At 64.0% G+C, this 24,508-nt stretch carries 29 protein-coding genes; 13 read left to right on the top strand and 16 right to left on the bottom strand.

Annotation, left to right across the window (positions count from 1 at the left end; translation table 11 throughout):
* From EOA23_RS14355 to EOA23_RS14345, 3 genes are all read right to left on the bottom strand, one after another.
* The coding region (locus EOA23_RS14355) for an ABC transporter substrate-binding protein (RefSeq protein WP_127304609.1) at window positions 1-978 on the bottom strand (978 nt) is incomplete at its 3' end.
* Window positions 979-1,026: 48 nt separating this feature from the next.
* Entirely contained in the window at window positions 1,027-1,746 is a 720-nt protein-coding gene (betI, locus tag EOA23_RS14350; protein ID WP_127304608.1) for a transcriptional regulator BetI, read from the bottom strand.
* 6 nt (window positions 1,747-1,752) lie between these two features.
* Window positions 1,753-2,547, bottom strand: a complete 795-nt coding sequence (locus EOA23_RS14345; RefSeq protein WP_127304607.1) for a class I SAM-dependent methyltransferase — start codon at window positions 2,545-2,547, stop codon at window positions 1,753-1,755.
* A 253-nt stretch (window positions 2,548-2,800) separates the two neighbouring features.
* Between EOA23_RS14345 and EOA23_RS14340 the strand changes: the two genes are divergently transcribed.
* From EOA23_RS14340 to EOA23_RS14325, 4 genes are read left to right on the top strand one after another with little or no spacing between them, the layout of a single operon-like run.
* Window positions 2,801-4,420 carry an NAD(P)/FAD-dependent oxidoreductase gene (locus tag EOA23_RS14340; RefSeq protein WP_127304606.1) on the top strand — a complete coding sequence of 540 codons (1,620 nt, stop codon included), beginning with the start codon at window positions 2,801-2,803 and terminating at the stop codon, window positions 4,418-4,420.
* Window positions 4,407-5,981, top strand: coding sequence for an NAD(P)/FAD-dependent oxidoreductase (locus EOA23_RS14335; RefSeq protein ID WP_127304605.1), 1,575 nt, complete (start codon window positions 4,407-4,409; stop codon window positions 5,979-5,981). Before EOA23_RS14340 ends, EOA23_RS14335 begins: the two co-directional genes overlap by 14 nt.
* Window positions 5,982-6,027: 46 nt before the next feature.
* Window positions 6,028-7,263 (top strand): aminomethyltransferase family protein, encoded by a 1,236-nt coding sequence (locus EOA23_RS14330; protein WP_127304604.1) that lies wholly within the window; start codon window positions 6,028-6,030, stop codon window positions 7,261-7,263.
* A gap of 2 nt (window positions 7,264-7,265) precedes the next feature.
* Window positions 7,266-7,520 carry a hypothetical protein gene (locus EOA23_RS14325; protein WP_127304603.1) on the top strand — a complete coding sequence of 85 codons (255 nt, stop codon included), beginning with the start codon at window positions 7,266-7,268 and terminating at the stop codon, window positions 7,518-7,520.
* 154 nt (window positions 7,521-7,674) lie between these two features.
* Here EOA23_RS14325 and EOA23_RS14320 read toward each other — a convergent pair whose 3' ends face one another.
* The 4 genes from EOA23_RS14320 to EOA23_RS14305 form a co-directional block, all read right to left on the bottom strand.
* Entirely contained in the window at window positions 7,675-8,733 is a 1,059-nt protein-coding gene (locus tag EOA23_RS14320) for a dipeptidase (protein ID WP_127304602.1), read from the bottom strand.
* A 256-nt stretch (window positions 8,734-8,989) separates the two neighbouring features.
* Entirely contained in the window at window positions 8,990-9,289 is a 300-nt protein-coding gene (locus EOA23_RS14315) for a GNAT family N-acetyltransferase (protein WP_126064121.1), read from the bottom strand.
* A 64-nt stretch (window positions 9,290-9,353) separates the two neighbouring features.
* A complete protein-coding gene (locus EOA23_RS14310; RefSeq protein WP_127304601.1) occupies window positions 9,354-9,977 on the bottom strand; it encodes an alpha/beta hydrolase in 624 nt (207 codons plus the stop codon).
* 4 nt (window positions 9,978-9,981) lie between these two features.
* Window positions 9,982-10,914 carry a VOC family protein gene (locus EOA23_RS14305; RefSeq protein WP_127304600.1) on the bottom strand — a complete coding sequence of 311 codons (933 nt, stop codon included), beginning with the start codon at window positions 10,912-10,914 and terminating at the stop codon, window positions 9,982-9,984.
* Between the two features lie 213 nt (window positions 10,915-11,127).
* On the opposite strand from EOA23_RS14305, the gene EOA23_RS14300 reads away from it, so the two are divergent.
* The gene (locus EOA23_RS14300; RefSeq protein WP_127884689.1) at window positions 11,128-12,690 is read left to right on the top strand and encodes an alkaline phosphatase family protein; all 1,563 of its coding nucleotides are present in this window, start codon (window positions 11,128-11,130) and stop codon (window positions 12,688-12,690) included.
* Between the two features lie 52 nt (window positions 12,691-12,742).
* Here the strand turns inward: EOA23_RS14300 and EOA23_RS14295 are convergent, their stop codons facing one another.
* Window positions 12,743-14,107: a PRC-barrel domain-containing protein gene (locus EOA23_RS14295; RefSeq protein WP_127304599.1), complete on the bottom strand. Its 1,365-nt coding sequence runs from the start codon at window positions 14,105-14,107 to the stop codon at window positions 12,743-12,745.
* A 244-nt stretch (window positions 14,108-14,351) separates the two neighbouring features.
* Here EOA23_RS14295 and EOA23_RS14290 point away from each other — a divergent pair, with 244 nt between their 5' ends.
* Complete coding sequence (locus tag EOA23_RS14290; RefSeq protein WP_127304598.1) at window positions 14,352-15,272, top strand: diacylglycerol kinase family protein; 921 nt, start codon at window positions 14,352-14,354, stop codon at window positions 15,270-15,272.
* Between the two features lie 13 nt (window positions 15,273-15,285).
* On the opposite strand, the gene EOA23_RS14285 is transcribed toward EOA23_RS14290, so the two are convergent.
* The 4 genes from EOA23_RS14285 to EOA23_RS14270 all read right to left on the bottom strand — a co-directional run bounded on the left by EOA23_RS14285 (window position 15,286) and on the right by EOA23_RS14270 (window position 17,392).
* On the bottom strand, window positions 15,286-15,507 hold the full coding sequence (locus tag EOA23_RS14285) for a hypothetical protein (RefSeq protein ID WP_126080883.1): 222 nt from the start codon (window positions 15,505-15,507) through the stop codon (window positions 15,286-15,288).
* A gap of 194 nt (window positions 15,508-15,701) precedes the next feature.
* Window positions 15,702-16,166, bottom strand: coding sequence for a phage holin family protein (locus EOA23_RS14280; protein ID WP_127304597.1), 465 nt, complete (start codon window positions 16,164-16,166; stop codon window positions 15,702-15,704).
* Window positions 16,167-16,172: 6 nt separating this feature from the next.
* Window positions 16,173-16,499, bottom strand: a complete 327-nt coding sequence (locus EOA23_RS14275) for a DUF883 C-terminal domain-containing protein (protein ID WP_042643003.1) — start codon at window positions 16,497-16,499, stop codon at window positions 16,173-16,175.
* Window positions 16,500-16,630: 131 nt separating this feature from the next.
* Window positions 16,631-17,392, bottom strand: a complete 762-nt coding sequence (locus tag EOA23_RS14270) for a Crp/Fnr family transcriptional regulator (RefSeq protein WP_127304596.1) — start codon at window positions 17,390-17,392, stop codon at window positions 16,631-16,633.
* A gap of 164 nt (window positions 17,393-17,556) precedes the next feature.
* On the opposite strand from EOA23_RS14270, the gene EOA23_RS14265 reads away from it, so the two are divergent.
* Window positions 17,557-17,937, top strand: a complete 381-nt coding sequence (locus tag EOA23_RS14265; RefSeq protein WP_126064112.1) for a response regulator — start codon at window positions 17,557-17,559, stop codon at window positions 17,935-17,937.
* Window positions 17,938-17,982: 45 nt separating this feature from the next.
* Here the strand turns inward: EOA23_RS14265 and EOA23_RS14260 are convergent, their stop codons facing one another.
* The 3 genes from EOA23_RS14260 to EOA23_RS14250 all read right to left on the bottom strand — a co-directional run bounded on the left by EOA23_RS14260 (window position 17,983) and on the right by EOA23_RS14250 (window position 19,814).
* Window positions 17,983-18,918 (bottom strand): DMT family transporter, encoded by a 936-nt coding sequence (locus EOA23_RS14260; RefSeq protein ID WP_127304595.1) that lies wholly within the window; start codon window positions 18,916-18,918, stop codon window positions 17,983-17,985.
* 137 nt (window positions 18,919-19,055) lie between these two features.
* On the bottom strand, window positions 19,056-19,607 hold the full coding sequence (locus EOA23_RS14255; RefSeq protein ID WP_027166584.1) for an RNA polymerase sigma factor: 552 nt from the start codon (window positions 19,605-19,607) through the stop codon (window positions 19,056-19,058).
* Window positions 19,608-19,610: 3 nt separating this feature from the next.
* On the bottom strand, window positions 19,611-19,814 hold the full coding sequence (locus EOA23_RS14250) for a NepR family anti-sigma factor (RefSeq protein ID WP_042641626.1): 204 nt from the start codon (window positions 19,812-19,814) through the stop codon (window positions 19,611-19,613).
* A 218-nt stretch (window positions 19,815-20,032) separates the two neighbouring features.
* Here EOA23_RS14250 and EOA23_RS14245 point away from each other — a divergent pair, with 218 nt between their 5' ends.
* The 6 genes from EOA23_RS14245 to EOA23_RS14220 all read left to right on the top strand — a co-directional run bounded on the left by EOA23_RS14245 (window position 20,033) and on the right by EOA23_RS14220 (window position 23,499).
* Window positions 20,033-20,827, top strand: a complete 795-nt coding sequence (locus EOA23_RS14245; protein ID WP_126064110.1) for a response regulator — start codon at window positions 20,033-20,035, stop codon at window positions 20,825-20,827.
* Window positions 20,828-21,001: 174 nt separating this feature from the next.
* Window positions 21,002-21,166 (top strand): DUF1328 domain-containing protein, encoded by a 165-nt coding sequence (locus EOA23_RS14240; protein ID WP_018429836.1) that lies wholly within the window; start codon window positions 21,002-21,004, stop codon window positions 21,164-21,166.
* A 154-nt stretch (window positions 21,167-21,320) separates the two neighbouring features.
* Window positions 21,321-22,352: a sensor histidine kinase gene (locus tag EOA23_RS14235; RefSeq protein WP_127304594.1), complete on the top strand. Its 1,032-nt coding sequence runs from the start codon at window positions 21,321-21,323 to the stop codon at window positions 22,350-22,352.
* 9 nt (window positions 22,353-22,361) lie between these two features.
* Entirely contained in the window at window positions 22,362-22,658 is a 297-nt protein-coding gene (locus EOA23_RS14230) for a hypothetical protein (RefSeq protein WP_127304593.1), read from the top strand.
* Window positions 22,659-22,842: 184 nt separating this feature from the next.
* Window positions 22,843-23,169 carry a hypothetical protein gene (locus EOA23_RS14225; RefSeq protein ID WP_126064108.1) on the top strand — a complete coding sequence of 109 codons (327 nt, stop codon included), beginning with the start codon at window positions 22,843-22,845 and terminating at the stop codon, window positions 23,167-23,169.
* Between the two features lie 84 nt (window positions 23,170-23,253).
* The gene (locus tag EOA23_RS14220) at window positions 23,254-23,499 is read left to right on the top strand and encodes a YMGG-like glycine zipper-containing protein (protein WP_027166589.1); all 246 of its coding nucleotides are present in this window, start codon (window positions 23,254-23,256) and stop codon (window positions 23,497-23,499) included.
* 68 nt (window positions 23,500-23,567) lie between these two features.
* Here the strand turns inward: EOA23_RS14220 and EOA23_RS14215 are convergent.
* A partial coding sequence (locus tag EOA23_RS14215; protein ID WP_281058752.1) for an HWE histidine kinase domain-containing protein occupies window positions 23,568-24,508 on the bottom strand: 941 nt, incomplete at its 5' end.

Raw genomic sequence — 24,508 nt, 5'->3', positions numbered from 1 at the left:
GTCGTAGCCCTTTTCCTTCAGCACCGCCGGGTCGACGCCCGCCATGCCCTTGGCATTGGCCTGGCCGTAGCCCCAGTCCTTGACCAGCACGTTGGCGACTTCCGGATCGTTGACGGCGTTGAGATAATCATAGGCCTTGTCGATGTTGCCGGGCGCGTCCTTGAACAACACGTAGCCGCATACCCAGGTCGAGATGCCCTCGTCGGTGTCCTTCCTGGACTTGATCGGCACGCCCGCGGCGGCCGACTGCACGGTGGCGTCGTTCCAGGCCCAGGCGAGGTCGACTTCGCCACCCGAAAGCAGCTGCACGATGTCGGTGGTGTCGGTCCAGTAGGAGCGGACATTCTTGTGCACCTGGCGCAGGAAATCGGATGCCTGCTTGAACTGGTCGTCCGTCATCTTGGTCCAATCTTTCAACCCGATGGCGAGGCTGGCCAGCGCATAGGCGTCGTCGACATTGTCCCCGATCGAGACACGGCCCTTGTATTTCGGATCGGCGAAGACCTTCAGCGACTGCACGTCCTTTTCGGCGATCTTGTCGGAATTGTAGGTGAGTTGGGTATCGCCCCAGTCCCACGGCATGAACCAGGCCTTGCCGTCGGGCGTGGTGGCGAGGTCCTTCATCGCCATGATGCCGGGATTGAGGTCCTTCCAGCCGGTGATCTTCGAGGTGTCGAGCGGCTGCAAGAGCCCGGCTTCGCGCCACTTCACCACGCTTTGCGAGCAGGGATGGCCGAGATCGGACTTGAAGCCGGAGCGGATCTTTTCGAACGCCTCGTCCTCGTCGCCGAAGAAGGCGAAGGTCGGCGAGTCGCCGTTCTTCTCGACATATTTGCCATGGAAGCTCGGATCCTCGTAGCCGGACCAGTCGAACACGATCAGGTCCTTGTCGGCGGCGACGGCGAACGCCGCCGCCGAAGCCGCGATCGCGCTCCCAAGCGCCAGGGTCAAAGTCAGGCGTCGGCTGAGTTTCTTCATGCTGTTCCATCCTCTTTTGGTTTGCCGGTCTTGTTTGGCCGGCTGTTGCTAACCCCGGTTTTTGCTAGCCTCAGTTTCTCGCTGGCCATAATGTTTCGGGAAGGCGGCGGCCAAAAACGCGTTCGCCGCCTGCAATGCCGTCTCACGCGTGGTGTCCTCCGTCCCCATCATCAGCCGCAGCCACAGGCCCTCGAGCATGGCGCTGAGCGCGAGCGCGATGGCCTGGGGGTCATAGCTGTATCCGCCGCTTTCCTTGAGCGTCGCGCAGAGATCGATGAAGACCTGCTGGTAATAGGCGTCGCGCGAGCTACTCAGCGCCTGGTAGGTCGGCCGCGACTTGGCCTCGCCCCAGAAGGCGAGCCAGGCGGCGAGCTTGCGCTTGTTGCAGATCGAGCGGTCGAAATCGGCCCACACCAGCTGCTGCAATTGTCTCGCCGGATCGTCGCCCGCCTTCTGGAGGGCGGTGCGCCAGTGTGCCGAATACTCGTCATACATGTGCTGCAGCGTGGCGATCAGCAGCTTTTCCTTGCTCTCGAAATGGAAGTTGACGATGCCCCGCGACAGGCCCGCGCCGTCGGCCACGTCGGCCATCGTCGTTTCGGCATAACCGCGCTTGGCGAGCGAATCGATCGTCGCCTCGATCAGCTGCGACCGGCGGACCTCTTTCGAGGCCTTGCGGCCGCGCTTTTCGGCATCGCCTTTGGGTGCCGATTGAGCCTCATTGTCGGTAGCCTCTGCGGTCTTCATATGAGTGACGGTCTCCAGCATCGCCGGCTATCCGACCGGCTTCCAACCGCGCAGATGAGTGGGGCGGTGCTCGCCACTGTCAAGCACCTTCTGCATCGCCTCCCAGGTCCTGATGTTCTTGTCGACATAGGCCGCGCCGACCGCTGCCGCGGCCCGCGCGTAGAGCGCCCCCTTGAGCCGCGAAAGCTCTTCGCGCGCGACCTCGCGGTACCATGGATTGCGGTCGCGGATGGTGATGTCGGTGAAGCCGGCGCGCCGCATCGCTTCGGCGTAGCGCGCCGGCGAGGCCATGGCGAAGGACAAGCCCTCCGCCTCGACATAGGCTTTCATCTCCGGCGACGGTTCGCCGTCATGTCCGATCATCCAGTTCGATGCCGCGAAGACCCCGCCCGGCTTCAGCACGCGGAAGATTTCAGCGAACAGCGCGTCCTTGTCCGGCACATGCAAAAGCGCGTCCTTGGAGAAGACGACGTCGAAGGAGGCGTCGGTGAAAGGCAGCGGCCCCGGCGGCGCCTGGACGAAGCTGACGCGGTCCTCGAGGCCCTGCCTTATCGCCCCTCGCCTTGCCGCCTCGATCACCGGCTTTTCGACGTCGAAGCCGGTGGCTCGAGCCGCTCCATGCTTTGCCACCAGATGCAGCGTGATGCCGCCGGCTCCGCAGCCGATATCGAGGATCGTCTTGCCCTGGAGCGAAACGCCTTCGACCACGCGATCGACCTCTTCGGGACCGCCCGGCGACAGGTAGCCCTCGCCCCACAACGCTTCGAGGAAACGGATGGCTGTGTCGTCATATTCCGGCTCGGCGTCAGCCGTTTCGATCATCGGATCTTCAACCCCAAATGCCGATGTGGATCAGTCCAGAATGCTGCCAAAGCCTAGCGCATCAACAGGAAAACGCAACATCATTTGTTGAACATTCATTCAAAATGGCTGGACAAAAAACCGTGAACCGTGCCAAATTCTGGCAATCGGGGAACAAAGGCACCGGGCAATTCGGGAAAAGCGTGAAGCGGTTTTCCGTCAGGAGTTGCGCAAAAACAAAAAGATAGGGCTACCGGATGGAGGTTCTGCGCACATGAAGGCCTGGGACGCGATCGTCATCGGCGGCGGACATAACGGACTGGTCAACGCCTGCTATCTGCAGCGCGCCGGCCTGGACGTGCTGGTGGTCGAGAAGAACGACTGGGTCGGTGGCGCGGCCACCAGCCGCGAGCTGACGCCGGGCTTCCTCTACTCCAACTGTTCCTATGTCTGCTCGCTGTTCCGACCCGAGATCATGCGTGACCTGGAGCTGCCGCGTTTCGGCCTGCAGGTGATCTCCTATGAAGGCGGCGCCGTGTTCACGCGCGATGGCGACTATCTTGCCAACTACCGCGACCACGATGGGCATCGCCGCGAGTTCGCCCGCTTCTCGAAGCGCGACGCCGAGGCCTATGATCGCTATTCGCGCGACGTCACGCGGCAGTGCCGCTTCATCCAGCCGCTCTTGATGCGCACCGCGCCCGACCCGACCAGCTTCAGGCCGCGCAACCTCGGCGAGCTGCTCTATCTCGGCAAGAAGTTCGCCGGCCTCTCGTCCGAGGAGATGGCGCTGACCCTGCGCTTCTGGACGATGTCGATCTCGGACTTCCTCGACGAGTATTTCGAGACCGAAGTCATCAAGGCGAATTTCGCGCTCTCCGGCATCATCGGCACGGCGCTCGGGCCCATGTCGCCGGGCACGGCTTACGTGCTGCTCCACCACTATATGGGCGAGGTCGACGGCTCGGTCGGCGCCTGGGGCTATGCGCGCGGCGGCATGGGCGCCGTCACCAGGGCGCTGGCCGCCTCCTTCAAGGCTTCCGGCGGCACCATCCGCACCGGCGCCGAGGTCGATCATGTGCTGATCAGGAACGGCAAGGCCAAGGGCGTGGTGCTCGCCGGCGGCGAGGAGATTTTTGGCAAGCTCGTCATCTCCAACGCCGACGTCAAGCGCACCTTCCTGAAACTGGTCGAGGAGAAGGAACTGCCCGAGATCTTCCTGCGCCGTGTCAGGAATTTCAAGATTCGCGGCTCGTCCGGCAAGGTCAACATCGCGCTGGATTCGCTGCCCGAGTTTCCGGCGCTGCCGAAGGACTCGCCGGTCTACCGCGCCGACATGCACTTCACCGATTCCATCGAGCGCATGGAGCGCGCCTATGACGACTGGAAGGCCGGGCGCTGGTCTGCCGACCCCTTCCTCGACATGATGATCCCGACCACGCTGGACCCGACCATGGCGCCGCCGGGAAAGCACTTCATGAGCTGCTTCGTCCAATACGCGCCGCCCAAGATAGACGGGCGCGACTGGACCGACGCCGACCGCGACGGCTTCGCCGAAAGCGTGATTTCCCAGATCGCGCAGTATTCGCCCGGCTTCCGCGATCGCATCGTCCATATGGAGGTGCGCACGCCGCGCGAGATCGAGGCCGAGGTCGGCCTCACCGAAGGCAATATTTTCCAGGGCGAGCTGACCTTCGACCAACTGCTCTTCAACCGCCCGATGCCGGGTTACGCGCAATACCGCTCGCCGGTCGGCGGGCTCTATATGTGCGGCTCCTCCACCCATCCGGGCGGCGGCGTCATGGGCGCGCCCGGACGCAACGCTGCCGCCGAGATCCTGCGCGATCTCGCCAAGCCGACCCTGCATATGAGCCCGGCCCATGACGTCATCTGAACTGAATTGGGACGCCATCGTCATCGGCGGCGGCCATAACGGCCTCGTCGCCGCTGGCACGCTGGCGAAATCCGGCCGCAAGGTGCTGCTGCTCGAAGCCGGCAAAGAGGTCGGCGGCGCCGCGCGCACCGAGGAGTTCGCGCCCGGCTTCCGCGTCTCCGCCGTCGCGCATCTGCTCAACCGTCTGCATCCCGACGTGGTGAAGACGCTGGAGCTGGAACGCCACGGGCTGACGGTCGAGCGCGGCGACTTCGTGCCGTCGGTGGCGCTGTCGAAGGACGGCCCGCTCACGCTGCACGGCGCCTATGGCGAGGTGCTGACGGGCGCCAGCCCTTCGGAGCAAGCCGCCTGGAAGCAACTGCGCGCGCAGCTGCTGCGCTATGCCGGCGTGCTGAAGCCTTTCCTGTCGCGCCGGCCGCCTGACCTCGGCAACATGTCGCTGGCCGAGATGACCGGTCTCGGCCAGACGGCGCTGGCGTTGAAGCGGCTCGGCAAGGAAGACATGCGCGATTTCCTGCGCGTGCTTCTGATGAATGTCTACGACCTGCTCGACGAGCAGCTTTCCGACGATCGGTTGAAGGGCCTGCTCGCCTTCGACGCCACGCTCGGCTCGCATCTGGGGCCACGTTCGCCGACCTCGCTGCTTGGCCTCTATTACAGGCTTGCCGGCGAGATCGGCGGCCTTGCCGGCGCGCAAGTCCAGCCGAAAGGCGGCATGGGCGCCGTCGTTGCCGCCATTCGCGCCGCGGCGGAGAAGGCCGGCGTCTCCATCCGTCAGGCTTCGCCGGTCGCCAGGGTGATCGTCGAGAAAGGTCGCGCCGTCGGTGTCGTCACGCAGAGCGGCGAGACGCTGCGCGCAAAGACCGTCGTCTCGGCCATCAATCCCGCAACCACGATCCTCGATCTGGTCGGGCCGCGCGAGGTCGACACCGGCTTCGTGCGCAAGGTCCGCAATATCCGCATGAAGGGCGACGCGGCGAAGCTCCATCTGGCGCTCGACCGGCCGCCGCAATTCGTCGGTGTCGACGCCGCCGGCCACAAGGGCCGCCTGGTCATCGCGCCCTCGCCCGACCATGTCGAGCGCGCCTTCAACCCGTCGAAATATGGCGCGTTCTCGCCCGAGCCAGTGATGGAGATCACGCTGCCCAGCCTCGTCGATCCATCGCTCGCCCCTTCAGGCGCCTGCGTGCTTTCGGCCGTGGTGCAGTATGCCCCATATGCGCTGAAAGAGGGCTGGACGGCCGGCAAGCCGCTACTCCTGAAAGCAATCATGGCACAGCTCGAAGTCTATGCCCCGGGGATCGGCGCCACGGTGCGCCACGCCGAACTTCTGACGCCCGCCGACATCGAGGCGCGTTACCGCATGCCCGGCGGCCATTGGCACCATGGCGAATTGCAGGCCGACCAGATGCTGATGTCGCGGCCGGTCTCCGGCTGGTCGGGCTATGACACGCCGCTCGAAGGCCTGTTCCTTGCCGGCGCCGGCTCGCATCCCGGCGGCGGCGTCTCCGGCGCACCCGGCCTCAACGCCGCGCGCCGCATCATAGCGATGAGGGCATGAGGATGAAATTCGTCGAAGTAGCGCTCTACGGCGAAGGAATGCCTTCATGAATCGTCATGCCACCATCGAGCCATCCACGGCTCGCCTCGCAGCCCAATCCCACTTCCGCACGCTGCGCCTCGGCACTCCGTTCCAGCCGCGCATCGACGCGCTGGCACTGAAGCAGGACTGGTACAATTGGGCCGGCTACCACGCCCCGCATTCCCTGTGGGACGAGGAGCTGGAATATTTCGCCATCCGCAGCCAGGCGGCGCTGTTCGACATCTCGCCGATGACCAAATACCGGATCGAGGGCCCGGACGCCGAGGCCTATCTCGACCGCGTCACGCTGCGCGACGTGACCAAACTGAAACCCGGCCGCGTCCACTACACCGCCTGGTGTGACGACGACGGCTTCGTGCTCGATGACGGGACGCTGTTCCGGCTCTCGCCGACGCGCTTCCGGCTCTGCTCGCAGGAGCGGCACCTGCCTTGGCTGCTCGACAGCGCTTTTCGATACGATGTGACTGTCGAGGACGAGACCGAGGCCGTCGCCGGACTGGCGCTGCAGGGCCCGACCTCCTTCGCCATCCTGCGCGACGCGGGCTTTGCCGGCATCGAGAGGCTGAAAATCTTCGACCTTGCCGAATTCGCGCATGACGGTGCTACCGTGACCATCTCACGCACCGGCTTCACCGGCGATCTCGGCTACGAATTGTTCGTGCCGACCGACAAGGCGCTGAGCCTTTGGGACCTGCTGATCGCGGCGGGCGAGCTGCGCGGCATCCGCGCCATCGGCTACACCGCGCTGAATCGCGCCAGGCTGGAAGCCGGGCTGATCGTCGCCAATGCCGACTTCACAGCTGCCGAGCACGCCATTCGCGCCGACCGCCTGCGCATGCCCGACGAGATCGGCCTCGGCTTCATGATCGATTCGGACAAGGGCCACTTCAACGGCCGCCGCGCCATACTCGAAGCGCGCTCGAAGAAGAGGCTGCGCCATGTGCTGGTTGGGCTGGAGATCGAAGGCAACATCCCGGCCGAGCACGCCATCGTTTACTACAGGAAGAGCCAGGAAGTCGGGGTGGTCAGCGCGGCGATGTGGTCGCCCATGGCCAAGCGCAACATCGCGCTAGCCTCCTTGCTGCGGCCCTATGGCGACACGATCGTCGACGATCTCTGGGTCGAGATCTACGCCATGCGCGAGCTGCAGTACCAGAAGCTGATGAAGAAGGCGAAGGTGGTGCCGCGGCCCTTCATCAAGCTCGACCGCCGCACCGCCAACCCGCCGGCGGACTGCTGACGATGGCAAGCGAAGCGGAGGACCTGGAGGCGGAAGCCGCCGAGCAGTGGCAGCTGGTCAACACGCCGCTCGGCGAGATGTGGTCCGGCCGCACTCGCTACGCGGCGGCGATGTATTTCTTCAAGCGCGGCGAAATGAACGCCGAGACGCTGGAGGTCTACCGCATCTGCGCCCGGCTCGATCACGAGGACCCTCTGCCGATCATCCGCGACCGCGGCGTCGGCAAGGACTGGCTGAAGCGGATGGGCCACCGCTGATGGCACCGCCAAGACCCTGTCGAGATTCAGGTCAGGCCGAGTCGAAAACAGTGGCTCTCGAGAACCGGAGCGGAGCGTACTTAAAGTACGTGAGCACCGGAAGCGCAGAGAGCCGCTGTTTGCAGGCCGGCATCACCTGAATATCGATAGGGTCTCACCCTATGGTTCGCTCCAGCACGCTCAACCAGTTCCGGTAAGCGATCTTCTCGATCAGCGCGCGTCCGAAACCGCGCGCCGCGAGCGCATCGATGAGCTTGGGCAGGCCGGCGACATCGCCGATCGGAGCCGGAATCATGGCGCCGTCGAAATCGGAGCCGAGGCCCACGCCATCCTCGCCCAGCGCCTGCAGCAGCGAATCGATGTGGCGCACCATGATGTCGATGCTGGTGTCGGCGTTCATGCGGCCATCCTCGCGCAGGAAGCCGGTCGCGAAGTTCAGGCCGACCATGCCGCCTGATTCGCGGATCGCGCCGAGCTGCCAGTCGGTCAGGTTGCGCGAATGGCCGCAGATCGCATGCACGTTGGAGTGGGTGGCGACCAGCGGCGCGTCGCTGAGCTCGGCCACGTCGCGAAAACCCTTCTCGTTGAGATGCGACAGGTCGATCATGATCCTGAGCTGGTTGCACGCCTTGACCAGCGCCTTGCCGGCATCGGTGAGGCCCGGCCCGGTATCGGGCGAGGATGGGAAGCGGAACGGCACGCCGTTGCCGAAGGCGTTCGGGCGGCTCCAGACGATGCCCAGCGAGCGCAGCCCGGCGGCGTGCAGCACGTCGAGCATGGCGAGCCCGGGATCGATCGCCTCGACGCCTTCGATATGGAAGATCGCCGCGATCGAGCCTTTCGCCACGGCCTCCCGCACATCGCCGGCGCTGCGGCAGACAGTCAGCGCGCCGGCCCGCTCCAGCCTGAACAGGATCGAAGCCATCCCTATGGTTGAGGTGATCGCCTCGGCCTGCGGCAGCTCGGGGGGCAAGGGCTCGTTGTCGCTCGGCGCCGGCGGCACGGCGCTGCGCTTCGACTTTTCGACAGGCGGCGGAAAGATCGCGAACATGCCGCCCGCAAAGCCGCCCTTTCTGGCGCGCGGCAGGTCGATATGGCCACCCGGCGTTCCCTCGATGAACAGCTTTTCGACATCGGCTTCCTTCGACTGGTAGAGTCGCAGCAGCGTGTCGTTGTGTCCGTCGAAAACGGGGATCAGATCGGTATCGGTCATCAGGGGAGCCATTCAAATCGGGGACGGGCGGGACGACAGGTTTCGTCCGAACGAACCGTCAACTTAGGCAAGATGGCCGGCCGGCGCAAATGCGAAGGCTTCCCCTTCTCCCCCTGTGGGAGAAGGTGTCGCCGAAAGGCGACGGATGAGGGGTGTTCCAGGGAATGCCGACGCCTCACTCCGCTGGAGCACCCCTCATCCGTCTCGGCGCTGCGCGCCGATCCACCTTCTCCCGCAAGGGGAGAAGGAGAAGGCGTTACCGCTTCAGCACATCCGCCCATTCCGGGTGGCGGCGGAACTGGGCGTTGGCGAAGGGGCAGAGCGGGATGATCTTCTTGCCGACGGCGCGCGCATCCTCCACGGCGCGGGTGACGAGCCGAAGCCCGGCGCCCTGGCCGCGAAAGACCTCCGGCACCTCTGTGTGGTCGATGATCAGCTGGTGCTCGCCGATCTTGGTGAAGGTCATCTCGGCCTCGGCGCCGCCAGGGCCGCGCAACACATAGCGCCCCTTGGAGCCGTGGTCTTCCAGTTCGATCTCGGGCAATTGGTCAGCCATTGTCCTTGCCTCCTCCGAGCATGATGCCGAAAAGTGTGAAGCGGTTTTCGGACGACATCATGCTCTATCTCTTTGGAGCCGGCGCGAGCGCGAACAGCTGCCGCGCCGCTTCGATTTCATTCGGCCGAACCTCATGCCCGCCGTCGTGCCATTCCACTGTGACATCGGCGCCGTCGGCTTGCAAATAGGCCTCGAGCCGCGACGTCAGGTTAGGCGGGCAGATCGGGTCGCGCCTGCCGGCCGTGAGCAGGATATGGCGGCCGGCAAGGCTGCCCTGCACCTTCGGCTCGAACGGGATCAGCGGATGCATGAGTGCCGAGGCATCGAACAGCGTTGGCTCGGCGAACACCACCGAAGCCAGGATGTTGGCGCCGTTGGAGTAGCCGAGGCCGAACACGGCCGATGGTTTTGCCGCCTCGACATGCGCCTTGACGAAGCCCGCCATTTTCGATGTCGCGCGCGCCAGGTCGTTCATGTCGTAGACGCCCTCGCCAGTGCGGCGGAAGAAGCGCGCGGCGCCATGCTCCGACACGTCGCCGCGCGGTGAGACGATCGTCGCCGAAGGTACGAGCTCGCGGCCGAAGCCAAGAAGCTGGTTCTCGTCCGCGCCGGTGCCGTGGAAGACAAAGAGCAGCGGGCTGCCCGGCGAACCGGGCAGCATCTTGTGGAGGTAAGCGTCCTTGCTCATGGCTTCAGCCTTCCAGCTTCTGCAGGTGCTCTTCGAGATAAGGCCGAAGATGCTGATGCTGCGTCGGCAGCTTCAGCGCCTCGCCAAGGTGCGCGGTGTCTTCGTCGCGGTCGAAGCCCGGTTCGTTGGTTGCCACCTCGAACAGCACGCCGCCCGGCGTGCGGAAATAGATCGCCCAGAAATAGTCGCGATCGATGACCGGCGTCACGCCATAACCCGTGTCGATCAGCGCCTTGCGCACCTCGAGCTGCTTGGCGCGATCCTCGACCGCGAAGGCGACATGGTGCACCGAGCCGGCGCCGAGATTGGCGAAGCCGGCGCCCGGCAGCGATTCGATGTCGACGACATCGGCGCCATTGCCGTTCTTGATCGCCAGCCGGCGGATATTGCCGGACTTGTCGACCTCCTCATAGCCCATGAACTTCAGGAGCTCCTCGGTGGCGCCGCCGTCCTTCAGCCGGAGCGAGACCGAGTGAAAGCCGCGGATCGCCTCGTCGCCGGGAACGCCGCCCTTGACCCAGGGAGCTCTGCTGTCGGCCTTGTCCTCGACAAGCGCGAAGCTGTCGTCGTCCGGGCCGGTGAAGGTAAGCCGCTTCTCGCCAAAACTTTCAGTGCGGGCGACATTGCCTACGCCCTCATCGGCGAAGCGCTTTTCCCAATAGGCGAGCGTGCCTTCCGGCACCGAGAACACGGTCGTGCCGACCTCGCCGACGCCGTGCCGGCCCTTGCCGATATCGGGGAACGGGAAATACGTCATCACCGAACCCGGCGTGCCGACCTCGTCGGCATAGTAGAGGTGATAGACGTCCGGCGCGTCGAAATTGACGGTTTTCTTCACCCGGCGCAGGCCGAGCTTTTTCGTGAAGAACTCATTGTTGCGGCGTGCGTCGCTCGCCATCGAGGTGACGTGATGCAGGCCTTGGATCTGATTGAGCATGGTTGTGCTCCTTCCCTTGTTCTTGCGCGGCCCTCGCCGCTGTCCACGCCAATATGAGGAGGGGCGGCTCTGCGGCAAAGCGGGCAAACACAGGATGGACTGTATCATAAACGTGAACGACCGTTCAAACTATGTTCACCAATCCATCACCAGCATCGGCTTGCAACCCAGGTGATTTCCGTTCCATCTGAGCGCTTCCACAAGGAGACGATCTTGGACAATCCGACGAGCCGCCCGAATGTTCTCCTCATCACTTGCGACCAATGGCGTGGCGATTGCCTCTCGGCCGCCGGCCATCCGGTGATGAAGACGCCAAATGCGGATGCGCTCGCAGCCGAGGGCGTGCTTTTCCGCCGCCACTATGGCGGGGCAGCGCCTTGTTCTCCGGCCCGCGCCTGTCTCTATACAGGCCTCTACCAGATGAACAATCGCGTCTGCCGCAACGGCACGCCGCTCGACGCGCGCCATGGCAACATCGCGCTGTCGGCGCGCGCGGCGGGCTACGGTCCAACCCTGTTCGGCTACACCGATGTCTCGCTCGACCCGCGCCAGCTTGCGGTGAGGGATCCGCGCCTGCGCAGTTATGAAGGCGTGCTGCCTGGCTTCACCGTCCGACAGGCTTTGCCCGAGCATCAGAAGCAGTGGCTGTCATGGCTGCGCGCGCAAGGCATAGACACCGGCTCCGGCAGCCCTGGCATCCATCGTCCGGCCGGAGGGCAGGCGGAATGCGACGTCACCAACGCGCCGCCGGTCTATTCAAAGGACCAGACGCCGAGCGCTTTCCTGGCCGGCGAATTCATCCGCTGGCTTGGCGAGCAGGACAAGGGCGCGCCATGGTTCGCGCACATCTCCTTCATCAGCCCGCACCCGCCTTTCATCGTGCCGGAGCCTTACAATACGATGTACGATCCGGCTGAAGGCCCGGCTTTCAAGCGGGCGGCAAATTGGCAAGCCGAAGCCGCAAGCCACCCCTATCTCGCCTATGATCTCGCCCTCCAGAAAAGAACGAAATTCGTTCCAGGCATGAAGGGCGGCGTGCCGGACTGGAGCGAGGAGAATTTCCGCCGCATCCGCGCGATCTATTACGGCATGATTTCGGAGGTCGATGCGCAGCTCGGCCGCATCTGGCAGGCGATCAAATCGGCCGGCGCCTGGGACGACACCATCGTCGTCCTTACATCCGACCATGCCGAGATGATGGGTGACCATTTCATGCTGGGCAAAGGCGGCTTCTTCGATGCCAGCTACCACATTCCGCTGATCGTCCGCGACCCGCGCCGAAGAGCCGCGGCCGGTTCATCCGTGGAGCATTTCACCGAAGCCGTCGATGTCTTTCCGACCTTGCTCGACCTGATTGGCGCCGCGCCGCAGCACCATCTCGACGGCTGCTCGCTCACGCCGTGGCTTGACGGCGGCCGGCCCGGAAACTGGCGCGACGCCGCGCATTGGGAGTTCGACTTCCGCACGATCGCGGCGGGCGAAGCCGAACGCCATTTCGGCATGGAGTCGCGCGACTGCAATCTCGCCGTCATCCGCTCGGCCGGCTTCAAATATGTCCATTTCGGTGGCGGCCTGCCGGCGCTTCTTTTCGACCTGTCGCAAGACCCGGGAGAACTGAACAACGTGGCGAACGACCCGGCCTATCTGCCGGTACGGCTGGAGTTCGCGGAGAAGATGCTTGCCTGGCGAGCCGCTCACCTCGACCAGTCGCTGGCATTGGCGGAACTGACGGAGGATGGCGTGGCTGGGTGCGTTGCCAAGGCAGTAGGGCAGTAAGTCGATAGGGCAGTATGGGAATCGCTCCCTACTGCCCTACTGCCCTATTCGCTTACTTCAGCATCATCCGCTGCTGGTCGCGATTGGCGGCATAACTGCTCTTGTCATAGGCTGTCTGCGCCTGCAGCTGTTCCTTGGTGAAGTTGGTGTAGAGATATTTCTTGCCGTTCTTGTCGGTCATGAATTTGAGCTTGTCCATGCCGACCGCCACCTCCTTGGCGCCGATGCCGAGGAAGCCGCCGACATCGACGACGACCGCGTCCGGCTTGTTTTCGGGCGTCAGCACGACGTCGCCGATGGACCCGATCTTTTCGTCGTTGGCGCCATAGACCGTCGTACCCTTCAGATCGTCGACCCTGATATTGCCCATGGGCATTTCCGTCAGCGTCGACTTGTCGATGGACGAGGTCTTGGTCTGATCGGTTGCGGCGGTGCCGTTGTCGGCGGGCTTGTTCTCGGCCGTGCTCTGGGCCGGCGGCGTCGCAGGCTTGGTCTCGGCCGTCGACTTGGCGGGCTCTGCCGGCTTGGCGCCCTTGTCGGAGGTCGTGTCCGAAGACACCACCGCGGGCGTGGTCGCCGCGGGAGCGTTGTTCGCGGCCGTGGTGTTGCCCGGCGCCGGATCATAGGCCTTGCGGTTGAAGTCGGGCTGCGCCTGCAGTTCCTCCTTGGTGGTCTCGGCCACCAGCCAGCGGTCGCCATTCTTCTCGGCCCATTTTGCCTTGGCGAAGTCATAGGTGACATTCTTCGTGCCGATGCCGAGGAAGCCGCCGACGCCGATCACCAGCGATTCGGCCTTGCCGTCCTTGGCAAGCACGATGTCCTTCACGTCGCCGATCTTCTGGGCGTCGTCCGCGGTGCCGTTGTACACTGACTCGCCCATGATGTTGGAGGCGAGGTTGCCCTCGGCCTTCTTTACCGGCTCGGCCGGCGCGGCCGCCGGAGCCTGTGCCGTCGTTGTGTTGTTGGCGGGCTGCGTGGCATCGGTCGACTGCGCCGGCGCCGGATCATAAGGCTTGCGGTCGAATGCCGGCAGGGCGTTCAGCTCATCCTTGGTCGACTTGGCGACCAGCCAGCGGTCGCCGTTCTTCTCGGCCCATTCCAGCTTCGCGTAGTCGAATGCGACGTCTTTCTTGCCGACGCCGAGAAAACCGCCGACCCCGATGATGGCGGACTTGGCCTTGCCGCTGGAATCGAAGACGACGTCATCGACCTTGCCGATGTTCTGGGCGTCGTCGCCGGTGCCATTGTAGACGGACTCGCCGATGATGTTGGACATCAGCGCGCCGTCGGCGCGCGGCACCGGAGCCGTGGTTCCGGCTGCCGGGGCTTGTGGGGCCGGAGCGGGCGTCGTCTGCGCAACGGCGCCGGTTGCGAGCAGTGTAGCGATCGCGGTGGTCGCAAAAAGAGTGCGGATCATGATGGTCTCTCCTCGTGCCTGATTTGTGCATGCTGCTCACGCGGCCAGCCTCTGAACGGCGGTCGGGAGCGGCAGTGTCGACAGGTTCACAACGTTGTGAGCGGGGTGTTGTTCCAACCACGACACGTTCACGAGCGTCTGGGTTGCCAAACCTGCGCTGGAACCTTTGCGGCCGCATCCTCGTTCCAGCCTGCGGCTGAGGGTCTGGCGGCTCAAGGCGGCCTGAAGGGAATACGGAGCGGGTATGCGGTTTGCTGCGGTGCTTAATCGGGACGGCGGCACGCTCCGCACCATCGACATGGAAGCTTTTTCCGGCCAGTTGCGTCAGACGCTTGAAGCTGCGGGACATTCGGTCGAGATCGACGTCGTTGCCGGCCGGGATGTCGCTGCCGCGCTGGAGAAGGCCATCGCCAGGCGCAACATCGACGTGATCCTTGCCGGTGGCGGCGACGGCACGATCTCGACCGCGGCCTCCCTTCTCATGAACAAGAAGAAGGCGCTGGCCATTTTACCTGCGGGGACGATGAACCTCTTCGCGCGCGGCCTGGGCATCCCGCAGACACTGGAGGCAGCGCTGCGGTCCTTTGCCGATGGCGAGGTGATCGCCGTCGACATGGCGAGCGCCAATGGCCAGCCTTTCGTGCATCAGTTCTCGATCGGCATGCATGCCAAGATGGTCCAGCTGCGCGAGAAAATGGATTTCGGCTCGCGCCTTGGAAAGATGCAGGCCTCCGTGCGCGCCGCCTGGGCGGCGATCAAGAATCCACCGGCGCTGAAAGTGAGCCTGAGCATCGGCAAGGCGGAGATCGTGACGCGCACGACCGGCATCGGCATCTCCAACAATCTGTTCGGCGAGGGCCACCTGCCCTATGCCGACAATCCGGCCGGCGGCGTGCTCGGCGTCTATGTCAGCGTCGCGCGCCGGCGTCACCATCTGGCAAAGCTGCTGCTGGACATGCTGCGCGGCCGGCTGCGCCGAAGCGCCCATGTCGAAGTTCATCAGGCCGGTAAGGTTGTCCTCAAAGTCCTTTCGCCCGCCAGGAAATTCAGCGCCGTCCTGGACGGCGAATTGATCAGGCTCGAGCGCGAAACCACGATCGAGATCCACCCCGGCGCGTTGAACGTGCTTGTACCGTCGAGCGGCGTCAGCGCAAAGGCAGCTTGAAGACGGCGCTGCTTCAGGGTTTTGCGGTCGATTGGCCCGGAGCGGCGCCCTGCTCGGTGCCAGGCGGCTGCGGCACATGCTGCTCGCCGGAAGCCGGCGATTTTATCAATTCCCCGTAAATCTCCACCGCACCCCACGCAATGAAGGCCAGCAACAGGCCGGCTACGAGAATCCTTAACGCGTGCCAACCCCAGCGTCCCTGGCGGGCTTTGTCTTCAGGAACGATCTTGGTCATGATTGGCCTCCATGTTGCGTGTCTGGCCAAGCGTTTCGGGCACGGCACGATCGGGTAACGAGCCCTTGCCGTGAAGGTTCCGAGCGGGAGATCATTGGACGAATGAAGCCCTGCGGCAGGCGTTCGAACCTCGCCAGCAAGCCAGCCGCGATAGTCATGCCCAAGCAGGCCGCCACGCTGGAGACCTCGACAGCCTAATGCAGGTCGTCTGGGCCTCGCTCTGGCGGCGACGGCCTGGTGTTCTCCCGATAGATGGCGTAGGCGACGACAGCCAGGGCGGGCGCCGCAATGGCTGCCAGCCCGCCCTTGCTCCTGGCAAGCGCCGGAAGCAGGGCAAGCGCGGCGGTAACACCCACCGCCGTCATGTCGGCCTGTCGCCGTCGCGCGCGGCGTTTGGCGCGCGCGCTGGCGGTCAGCTTGTGGATGACGATGATCAGCCCGGCAAGCACCAGGAACCCGATGCCGAAGCCCAGGCTGGTCGCCAGCGGCCCGTAGCGCGCCGCCAGCCAGATATAGGCGGCGCCGATGAGGAAGCCGACGCCGCAGAGGGCGAAGATGGCCGCAAGCCCATAAAGGATGGCCGTTATCCGCGCCCTTTGCAAAGCAGCCATGGCCTCGCCCGAGGCAAGGGCCGAGATCAGCGAGACAAGCGTCCCCATCTGAGGCTAGCGGCGGGAAAGAAGGGCGAAGAGGAAACCGACGCCCGCGGCGATCGCCAGCGACGTCACCGGCTTCTCACGGACCTTGGCGATCAGTTGTGCCTCAATGTCCTCGGCACTTCCCCGCATGCTCTCGAACGCGGCTTCACCTTGCGCGCGCAGCTGTTCGACGCCGTCCGCGGCCGCGCGTCGCGCGGCGCCGTAGCCGTGCTGGCCTGTCCTGGCGAGTTGCTCGGTGAGTTTCTGAATATCCGCCTTCAACTGCTCGATATCGGCTTCGAGATCGGCGGTGGTTGCTTGGTCCGTTGCGGATTTGCCTGCGGCGGTTGCCATTCTCTAACTCCTTGCGTTTGCGTTGGTTTCAACGCCCGTTCTGCACCATGGTTCCGGGCCTGGCCTCTCACAGCACCCTAGGGCGTGTCCAGATTCAGGTCAGGCCGGCCTCACCTGAATCTGAACACGCCCTAGATCAGCGGCCTGCGGTCCTCCCCTAGCCCTTCCCAGCGGGCCAGCTTCTTAAGCCCATCATAGTCGATCACTTCGCAGCCACCATCCCGCCACAGGACCAATTTGCGGTCCATCAGCTTGCGGATCGTCTTGTTGGTGTGAACAAGCGAGAGGCCAAGCGTGTCGGCGACGTGCTGTTGCGTGATCGGGATCTGCACCGGCGTCTTGCCGTTGAGGCCGGCGCCGCGAGCCCGACTGGCGATGAAGGCGATAAGATAGGCGGCGCGCTCGAGCGCGGTGCGACGGCCGATGCTGAGCAGGTTCTCGTCCAGCATTCGCTCCTCGCGCGAAGCGATCCAGGTTATGTCGTAGGCAAGGCCGGGGTGGTTGCGGTAGAGTTCCTGCAACTGCTCGCGTTCGAAGACGCAAAGCAGCATCGGCGACAGGGCTTCGACGGAATGCTGCATCTCGCCCATCAGGCTGCCCTGCAGGCCGATGAGGTCGCCGGGCATGGAAAAATTGAGGATCTGCCGCCGCCCGTCGGGCAACAGCTTGTAGCGGAACGCCCAGCCCGACAGCACCGTGTAGAGATGGGCGCTGTGGCTGCCTTCGACCAGGACCGTCGCCCCCTTGTCGACGGCAAGCTCACCGCGCTTGAAGGTGCTGATGAATGACAGTTCCTGCTTGTCGAACTCGCGGAATGCAGGCAGAGGCCGCAATGGGCACTTTTCGCAACGATATTGACGGCTGGCGATCGGACGTGCGCTTTGGGTGGACATTTCGACCCCTCTTCGAAATCCCTGCCCTTGCGGGCGCAGAAAAACGCCTGAGACCGGCAGGGGTTCCGCAGGCTTCCACGCCTGTGCTTTTAGCCATGTCTTTTTTAAATGACATGCCAACAAATTCCGCGCATCAGTGCGGTCCTGCCAGGAGAAACCGATAAGTGCCAGCACTGCTTGACGGACTGCGTATCCTCGTCCTGGAAGACGAGTTCCTGATCGCGATGGATGTCGAGCAGCTTTGCCGCGACCATGGCGCGGCGGAGGTGACGATCGCCCGGGAGATCGTCGAGATCGACGGGCAAGCGCTGTCCGCGCGATTCGACGCGGCGGTTGTCGACCTTATGCTCGGCGGCGTCTCGACCCTGGATTTCGCCGCCCGGCTGCGCAACGAGGGCGTGCCATTCGTATTCGCCTCCGGCTATTCGGATCCGGAGGAAATCCGGGGTTCGTTCCCCGACATCCGCCTGGTGACCAAGCCTTACTCGGGCGAGGATCTGATCGAAGCCGTGGCCATGGCCTGCGGCCGGGTCCCCTCGGCCTGACGCAGGGTTCGCCGATCCGCCCTACAGGCTGCCCGTTCACCTTCGCTACGGCTTGCGCGAACCGGGGATCCTTCCGCAGATACCGGATGCGCCAAGCGCCCCGATGACGATCAGCACGGCGCCGGCGGCTACCCCATAAGAAACATCGCCGACGCCGAGCAGCGCGAGCAGGGACAACGCGGCCAACGGCGTCGCATAGGCGATTGCCGAGATCAGCGCGGTATGGCCTGTCCTGGTCGCCCGATCCCAAAGCGCGTTGGAAAGCGTCAACGGAACGATCCCTATGGCTGCGATCGCCAGCAGCTGGGATGGGGAAAGGCTGATCGGCGCCTCGAAACCGTAGTGCAAGGCCAGCGCAAGCACCGCCAGAAGTCCCATTGACGGCCCGATGACGTCCTCGGCCTCCCGACCATCCGAGCGGACCGCGGCATAGATGGCGAAGGTAAGGCCGCTCAAGAATGCCAGGAACACGCCAAAAAGGTCGAAGCCGAGCGCGAAGCTGGGGCCGATCGCAACCACCGCGCCGACGAAGCCGAGGACAATGCTCCCCAGGCGCGACGGGCCGAGCCGTTCACGCCGCTTCCAGGCCATGATGAGCACCAGCATCACCGGCCACAGATAAGCGACGACATTCGCCTCCGCCGGCCCGATCTTGGGCATGGCGAAGAGATAAAGGACATTGTTGACGAGCAGGCCGACGCTGACCAGAAGGACCGTGCGGAACGGCGTGGCGACGAAGGAGGCGGTGCGCCCACGCATGGACGCCGTGAAAAGCGCGGCGACAAAGCCTACGGCCGCAGCCAGCCCAAAGACCAGGAACGGAGGCGCGGGGCTCGCCAGCGTGGCCAGTGTCGGCCATGTCGCCCAGAAAAGCACGGCCCCCACGGCAAGGGCGGCCGCCCTGGCTCGCGGACCGAGCGGCCGCAGCCCGTCCAAGGGCAGTTGGAGGCGGAAGACCGATGCTGCAGATACTGTTTCCATGCCGCCGAATAGAATAGAACTGCGGCCCGACCTGACAAGCAAGTCCTCGTGAACACCGAGCTCGGCCAGCCGATCACGCCCGCCGAAATGGCCGGTATCCACTTAGGGAAGCCAGGCGGCGCTCCGCGCCCCGAAAATCAGGCCGCGTTCGAGCCCGTCACTTGCGCCGAGATCGCGTCGGGTCCGAACTCGTCCTCGCCGGAAATCTTGAGGATCTCCTGCAGCCTGGTGCGCGCCCGGCTGACCCGGCTCTTGATCGTGCCGACCGCGCAGCCGCAGATTTCGGCGGCTTCCTCGTAGGAAAAGCCGGAAGCGCCGATCAGGATGATGGCTTCGCGCTGGTCCTCGGGCAGTTGCTCGAGCGCGCCGCGGAAATCCTTGAGGTCGAGCTGACCGTGCTGGGCCGGATGGACGGCAAGCCTGGCGGTCATGATGCCGTCGCTGTCCTGCACTTCGCGGCCGCGCTTGCGCATCTGCGAATAGAATTCGTTGCGCAGGATGGTGAACAGCCAGGCCTTGAGATTGGTGCCCGGCTGGAAACTCTCATGCTTGTCCCACGCCTTGACCAGCGTTTCCTGGACGAGGTCGTCGGCCCGGTCGGCGTTCTGCGTCAGCGACACGGCAAAAGCACGCAAGCTCGGGATCGCACCGAGCAGCTCGGTCTTGAAGCTCTGGGATACCGCCGCCATGCCTCAGTCCTTTTTCTGGGCAGGTTCGGTCTGTTCCAGCTGGCTGAGCAACTGAGCGAAACGGTCCGGCACATGATCCGAGACCAGCTCGTCGTAATATTGCTTGAGCTTGCGGGCAATTTCGGAGTTTGCTCCAAGCGGATTGCCATCCCCGTTCCGATGCCTGCTCTTGGCATCAGCCATCTGTTTTTTTGACATTTCTTTCATGTTAGCCCTAGTTTCCAGCACCGGAACCGCTCTTCGACTTCAAACCACAACGCAAGCGGAACCCTCGTCTGGTTGCCCAACCCGAGACCCCGAAACGCCGGCCTGCTAATTTAGTTCCATGGCCGGCGGAACTTTTTCCGGAAGCCGGCGTTGGTTTTCCAGGGGCTGGCAACAGCATGGCCTTGAACGTGCAACGTCATCTGAGGGAGACGTAAATAATGAGTTTGTCCGCAACCATCGCTCCGCATCTTCCGTTCCTGCGCCGCTTCTCGCGCGCGGTGTCCGGATCGCAGGAAAGCGGTGACGCGCTGGTCGCCGCGATGCTGGAAGCCATCATCGCCGACACCAATATCTTCCCCGAAGCCTCCAGCGACCGTATTGCGATATATAAGGTCTTTGCCAGGCTCTTCACCTCAGTTGCCATCCGCGTGCCGCAGGAGCAGGCCCAGACAGCCTGGGAGCAGCGGGCGGCCGCCAATCTGAACGCAATCGCGCCCTTGCCGAGGCAGGCTTTCCTTCTTGTCGCCGTGGAGGGTTTCAGCGAGGACGAGGCCGCGGAGATTCTCGACGTCGACGAGGACGAGTTCTCGGAGTTGCTTGCGCAGGCAAGCAGCGAGATTTCGCGACAGGTCGCGACCGATGTGCTGATCATCGAGGACGAGCCGCTGATTGCCATGGACATCGAGGAGATGGTCGAAAGCCTCGGCCACCGCGTCGTCGGTACGGCACGAACACATGCCGAGGCAGTGGCCATGTTCGGCAAGACGCGGCCGAAAATGGTGCTGGCCGACATACAGCTCGCCGACGGCAGCTCTGGCATCGAGGCCGTCAACGAGATCTTGTCGTCGACACCGGTACCGGTGATCTTCATCACCGCCTTCCCGGAACGCCTGCTGACCGGCGAACGCCCCGAGCCGGCCTTCCTGGTCACCAAGCCTTTCAATCCGGACATGGTCAAGGCTCTGATCAGCCAGGCCCTGTTCTTCGACCGGCAGGCCAAGGCCGCCGCCTAATCCCCTCCGAGTTCTGGACCGTTTTGAGCGTCATGCGAGGCCTTCGCGCCTCGCATGAGGCTCATCAGTTTGCGATCTGAAAAGGGTCTTCAAAGGGGATCGTCTTTTTCAGCAAATGGTGGAACAAACGGCACCGACCCACGTTCTTTTCCCGACATAACAAGGAGACGCATCATGCTGTACTGGGCGCTCGTATTTCTCGTAGTTGCGATCATCGCCGGCGCGCTTGGGTTCGGCGGCATCGCCGGCACGTCGGCGGGCATCGCGCAAATCCTGTTCTTCATCTTCCTCGCCTTCCTGGTGATTTCGCTCATCGCGGGCCTCTTCAGGAGAGCCTGACGCGACACTGGAAGCCGCACCCCTCAAACGGTTTCCAGCCACCGCCGGGCGGCGTCTCGAAAGAGCGCCGTCCGGCGGACCGTTTTGGATAGCCTGCGGCGTCGGAACCAGTTGCGGATTGAACCGTTCAAGGACCGAGTGCGGGGATGTTCCGATGCCTCCCGAGGATCCCACCAAGGACAGGACTGAAAGGCGTGACGGCGAGGTGATCGCGATGCATCCCGCCGAAAGCGGAATGCAGGTTGGGCGAGCCTTGCTTCATGCCCTGCACAATGCCGGAATCTCGGTTCTCTATCAGGATCGGCAGATGAAAACGGTCTGGGCCCGCAACATGAGCGCGCCCTGGGCGGCTGAAACCGCTGACGGCAAGGACCTGCTTTCCCCGGCGCAGGCCGAACGCATAAGCGCCGTCAAGCTCAAGGTGATCGAATCCGGCAACGCGGACCAACTCGAGCTCAGCATTCCAGGAAGCCAGGGCGTCCGTTGGTTCCAGCTTTGGATCGATGCCGACCGCGGCGACGCCGGCGAAGTCCTCGGCGTCGTCACCACCATGGTGGAAACGACGGAGCAGAAACGTCGCGAGCAGACGCTGAAGGCATTGCTGCGAGAAGTCAGTCACCGATCGAAAAACCTCCTGGCCATCATCCAGAGCATCGCCACACAGACAGGACGCTACACGGAAACGCTCGGTGAGTTCCTGGCGCGGTTTCGCGGCCGGCTGCAATCGCTCGCGTCCTCGCAGGATCTGGTCACATCCTCCAACTGGCGGGGAGCGGCGCTGCAGGAACTCGTATCCGGCCAGGTCGGCCGCTACAGCGCCGATCTGGCGCGGAGCCTGCGGTTCGCGGGCGACAATCCTTATCTCAATCCCAATGCCGCCCTGCATATCGGCTTGGCGATGCACGAATTGGCTGTGAACTCGGTGAGCTACGGCGCGCTGTCGCAAGCGGACGGCCATGTCGAAGTGAGCGCAAGGCTTGAACCCGAAAGCGGAAGCTCGCCCAGCCTTTTGCTGACCTGGACGGAGGCGGTCGGCGACGCGCCGCGCAATGAAAAGCGCTTCGGCAGCGTGGCGCTGGAGCGCGTCGTGCCGATGTCGCTGAACGGCTCCGCGACGCTCGAGATCGGCAAGGACCGTATGGAATACCGCCTCACCGTCCCGCATGGCAATTTCGAGACGGATTGATTGCGCCCTATGGCGCCAGGCTTCGCGGCGAAGCCCTTTAACCCCCTGTTCACCATAAAGTCCGATCCTGCATTGCGGCTGTCGATGCGCCGGAAACCCGCCCGTGCCTCCCCGTGCGCGACCTGGGAGAACGAAATGATGGTTGCCGATACGAACAAGCTGGAGCAGGCCGCCCGTGTCTCGATGAGCGGCTTCCAGGATGCCGAGCCGCAGCCGGCGCCGCGATCATCCCGTCTTTCGCTCCGCATTGGCGCGGTCGCGCTTCTCGCCGCCGTGGCCCTGACTGCCGCCTGGCAATTGTTCTGATTCCTGCATGCGGCTTGGACCGCGAGCATGTCGATCAAGGTTGCGTGGCGGCTTTGGGTAAACGGCATGCATCAGGAACAGGACTTAAACGCTTCGCCTGATTCCATTCGACACTACGCTTTGAACCCGGCCCCGGAACTTTCGCTCGCCGAGAATCGTTGTTTGCGGCGAGAGGTTTGGAGCCATGGAACACATTGCCGCACTGCTCTTCGTCGTCGGTTGCTCGAGCACAATGACCGATTGCCGCGAGCTCCAGGTGCCGGTCAGCGTCTTCGAGACCGAGCAGGCCTGTACAGCCGAACGGCCCTTCGCCCTTGGCGACCTGCAGGGCCAGGCCCCGCACATCGTCGGCAAGTGCCTTACCGTCGATCCGGCCCTGGAAGATGATTACGATCGGATCGCCTGGAACGTGCGGCCCGACGGCACATTGGTCGCGTCTTTGGAGGTTTCCGGCATGCTTGTCGCGTCGAACAGCGTGCGCCCCGAAAAAGACTATCTTAAACAACAGTAAGATCGGGCAGGCAAAGCCCGTTTTTTCATGCTAAATGGCGGCTGGCACTGCCGAAAAGTGAGGACAAAAGTGAGGAGCATTTCAATGCGGAAGATGATTATTGCCATGGTTGCCGTTGTCGCTGTCAGCGGCTGCACCACGACCGAGCAGGATGTCGTGGGCGGTGGCCTGATAGGCGCCGGCGTGGGTGGCCTGGTCGGCGGCGGCAAGGGTGCGCTGATCGGCGCGGCGGTCGGTGCCGGGTCGGGCCTCCTGGTTCGTAACCTGCGCAACGGCTATTGCCAGTACCGCGATCATCGCGGCCGGATCTACACGGCTCGCTGCAACTGATATCGGAAAGGGACCGGAGGCCGCTGGCCGGCCTCCGGTTTCCACCTGCTGATTTCCATTTTGGCCGCTCACTCCGCCAGCGGTATCCTGATTTCCACCTTCAATCCGTCGTCCCGATAGTCGCGCGCGATCGTGCCGCGCAATTCGCGTGTGACATTGAGGTCTATCAGCTTGGTGCCGAAGCCGGTCTTTGCCGGCGCCTCCAGTTTCTTCTGACCCGCTTCGCGCCAATTCAGGGTAAGCGTCCGCTCGCGGCCGCGCCCCTTCACGTTCCAGTCGACCTTGAGGGCGCCCACCGAATTGCCGGCCTCGCCATATTTCAGCGCGTTGGTGGCGAGTTCGTGGAAGGTCAGCCCCAGCGCCTGAGTCGTCGTCTCGTCGAGCAGCACTTGCGGCCCGGACAGCACACCTTCAGGGAGGTCTTTGCCGAATACCTGCCCGAGCTCGATACGCAGCAGGTCGCCGAGATCGGCCTTCTGCCACCGCGAGCGGGTGAGCATATCCTGCGACGCAGCCATGGCCTGGAGGCGCGCCGAGAACGATGCCGAGAACTCCTTGACGTCGGTGGCTTGCGAGGCCGTCTGCCGCGCGATCGCCAGCACACGGGTGATCGAATTCTTGATGCGGTGCTTCATCTCCTGCAGGATCAGGTCCTTCTCCAGCAGGCTCTTTTCCGTCGCCTCGTGCAGCGCCGATTTGGCGTCATAGGCACGCTCCTGATAGCGCGCCACCAGGGCGATGGCCCCCGCAAGCAGCAGGCCGAACAGCCCAAGCATCACCGGAATGGCGCGCGAGGACGGCGGCTCGAAGGCGCTTGTCGGCCTGAACAGCAACGTCCAGGGCCGACCGGCAACAACGACATCGCGGCGCGCCAGAAGCTTCGCCCCGATGCGCTCCGCCGGCGGCGCTTCCGACCGGAACAAAAGATTGCCGGCCTCGGGCTTGCCGTCATAGACCTCGACATTGACGGGCAGCAGCGGCGCGCGGCTGAGCGCGACCTGGAACAGGT

The organism is Mesorhizobium sp. M2A.F.Ca.ET.042.01.1.1 (assembly GCF_003997405.1).
Taxonomy (GTDB): domain Bacteria; phylum Pseudomonadota; class Alphaproteobacteria; order Rhizobiales; family Rhizobiaceae; genus Mesorhizobium.
This window is presented reverse-complemented; position numbering and strand designations above follow the sequence as displayed.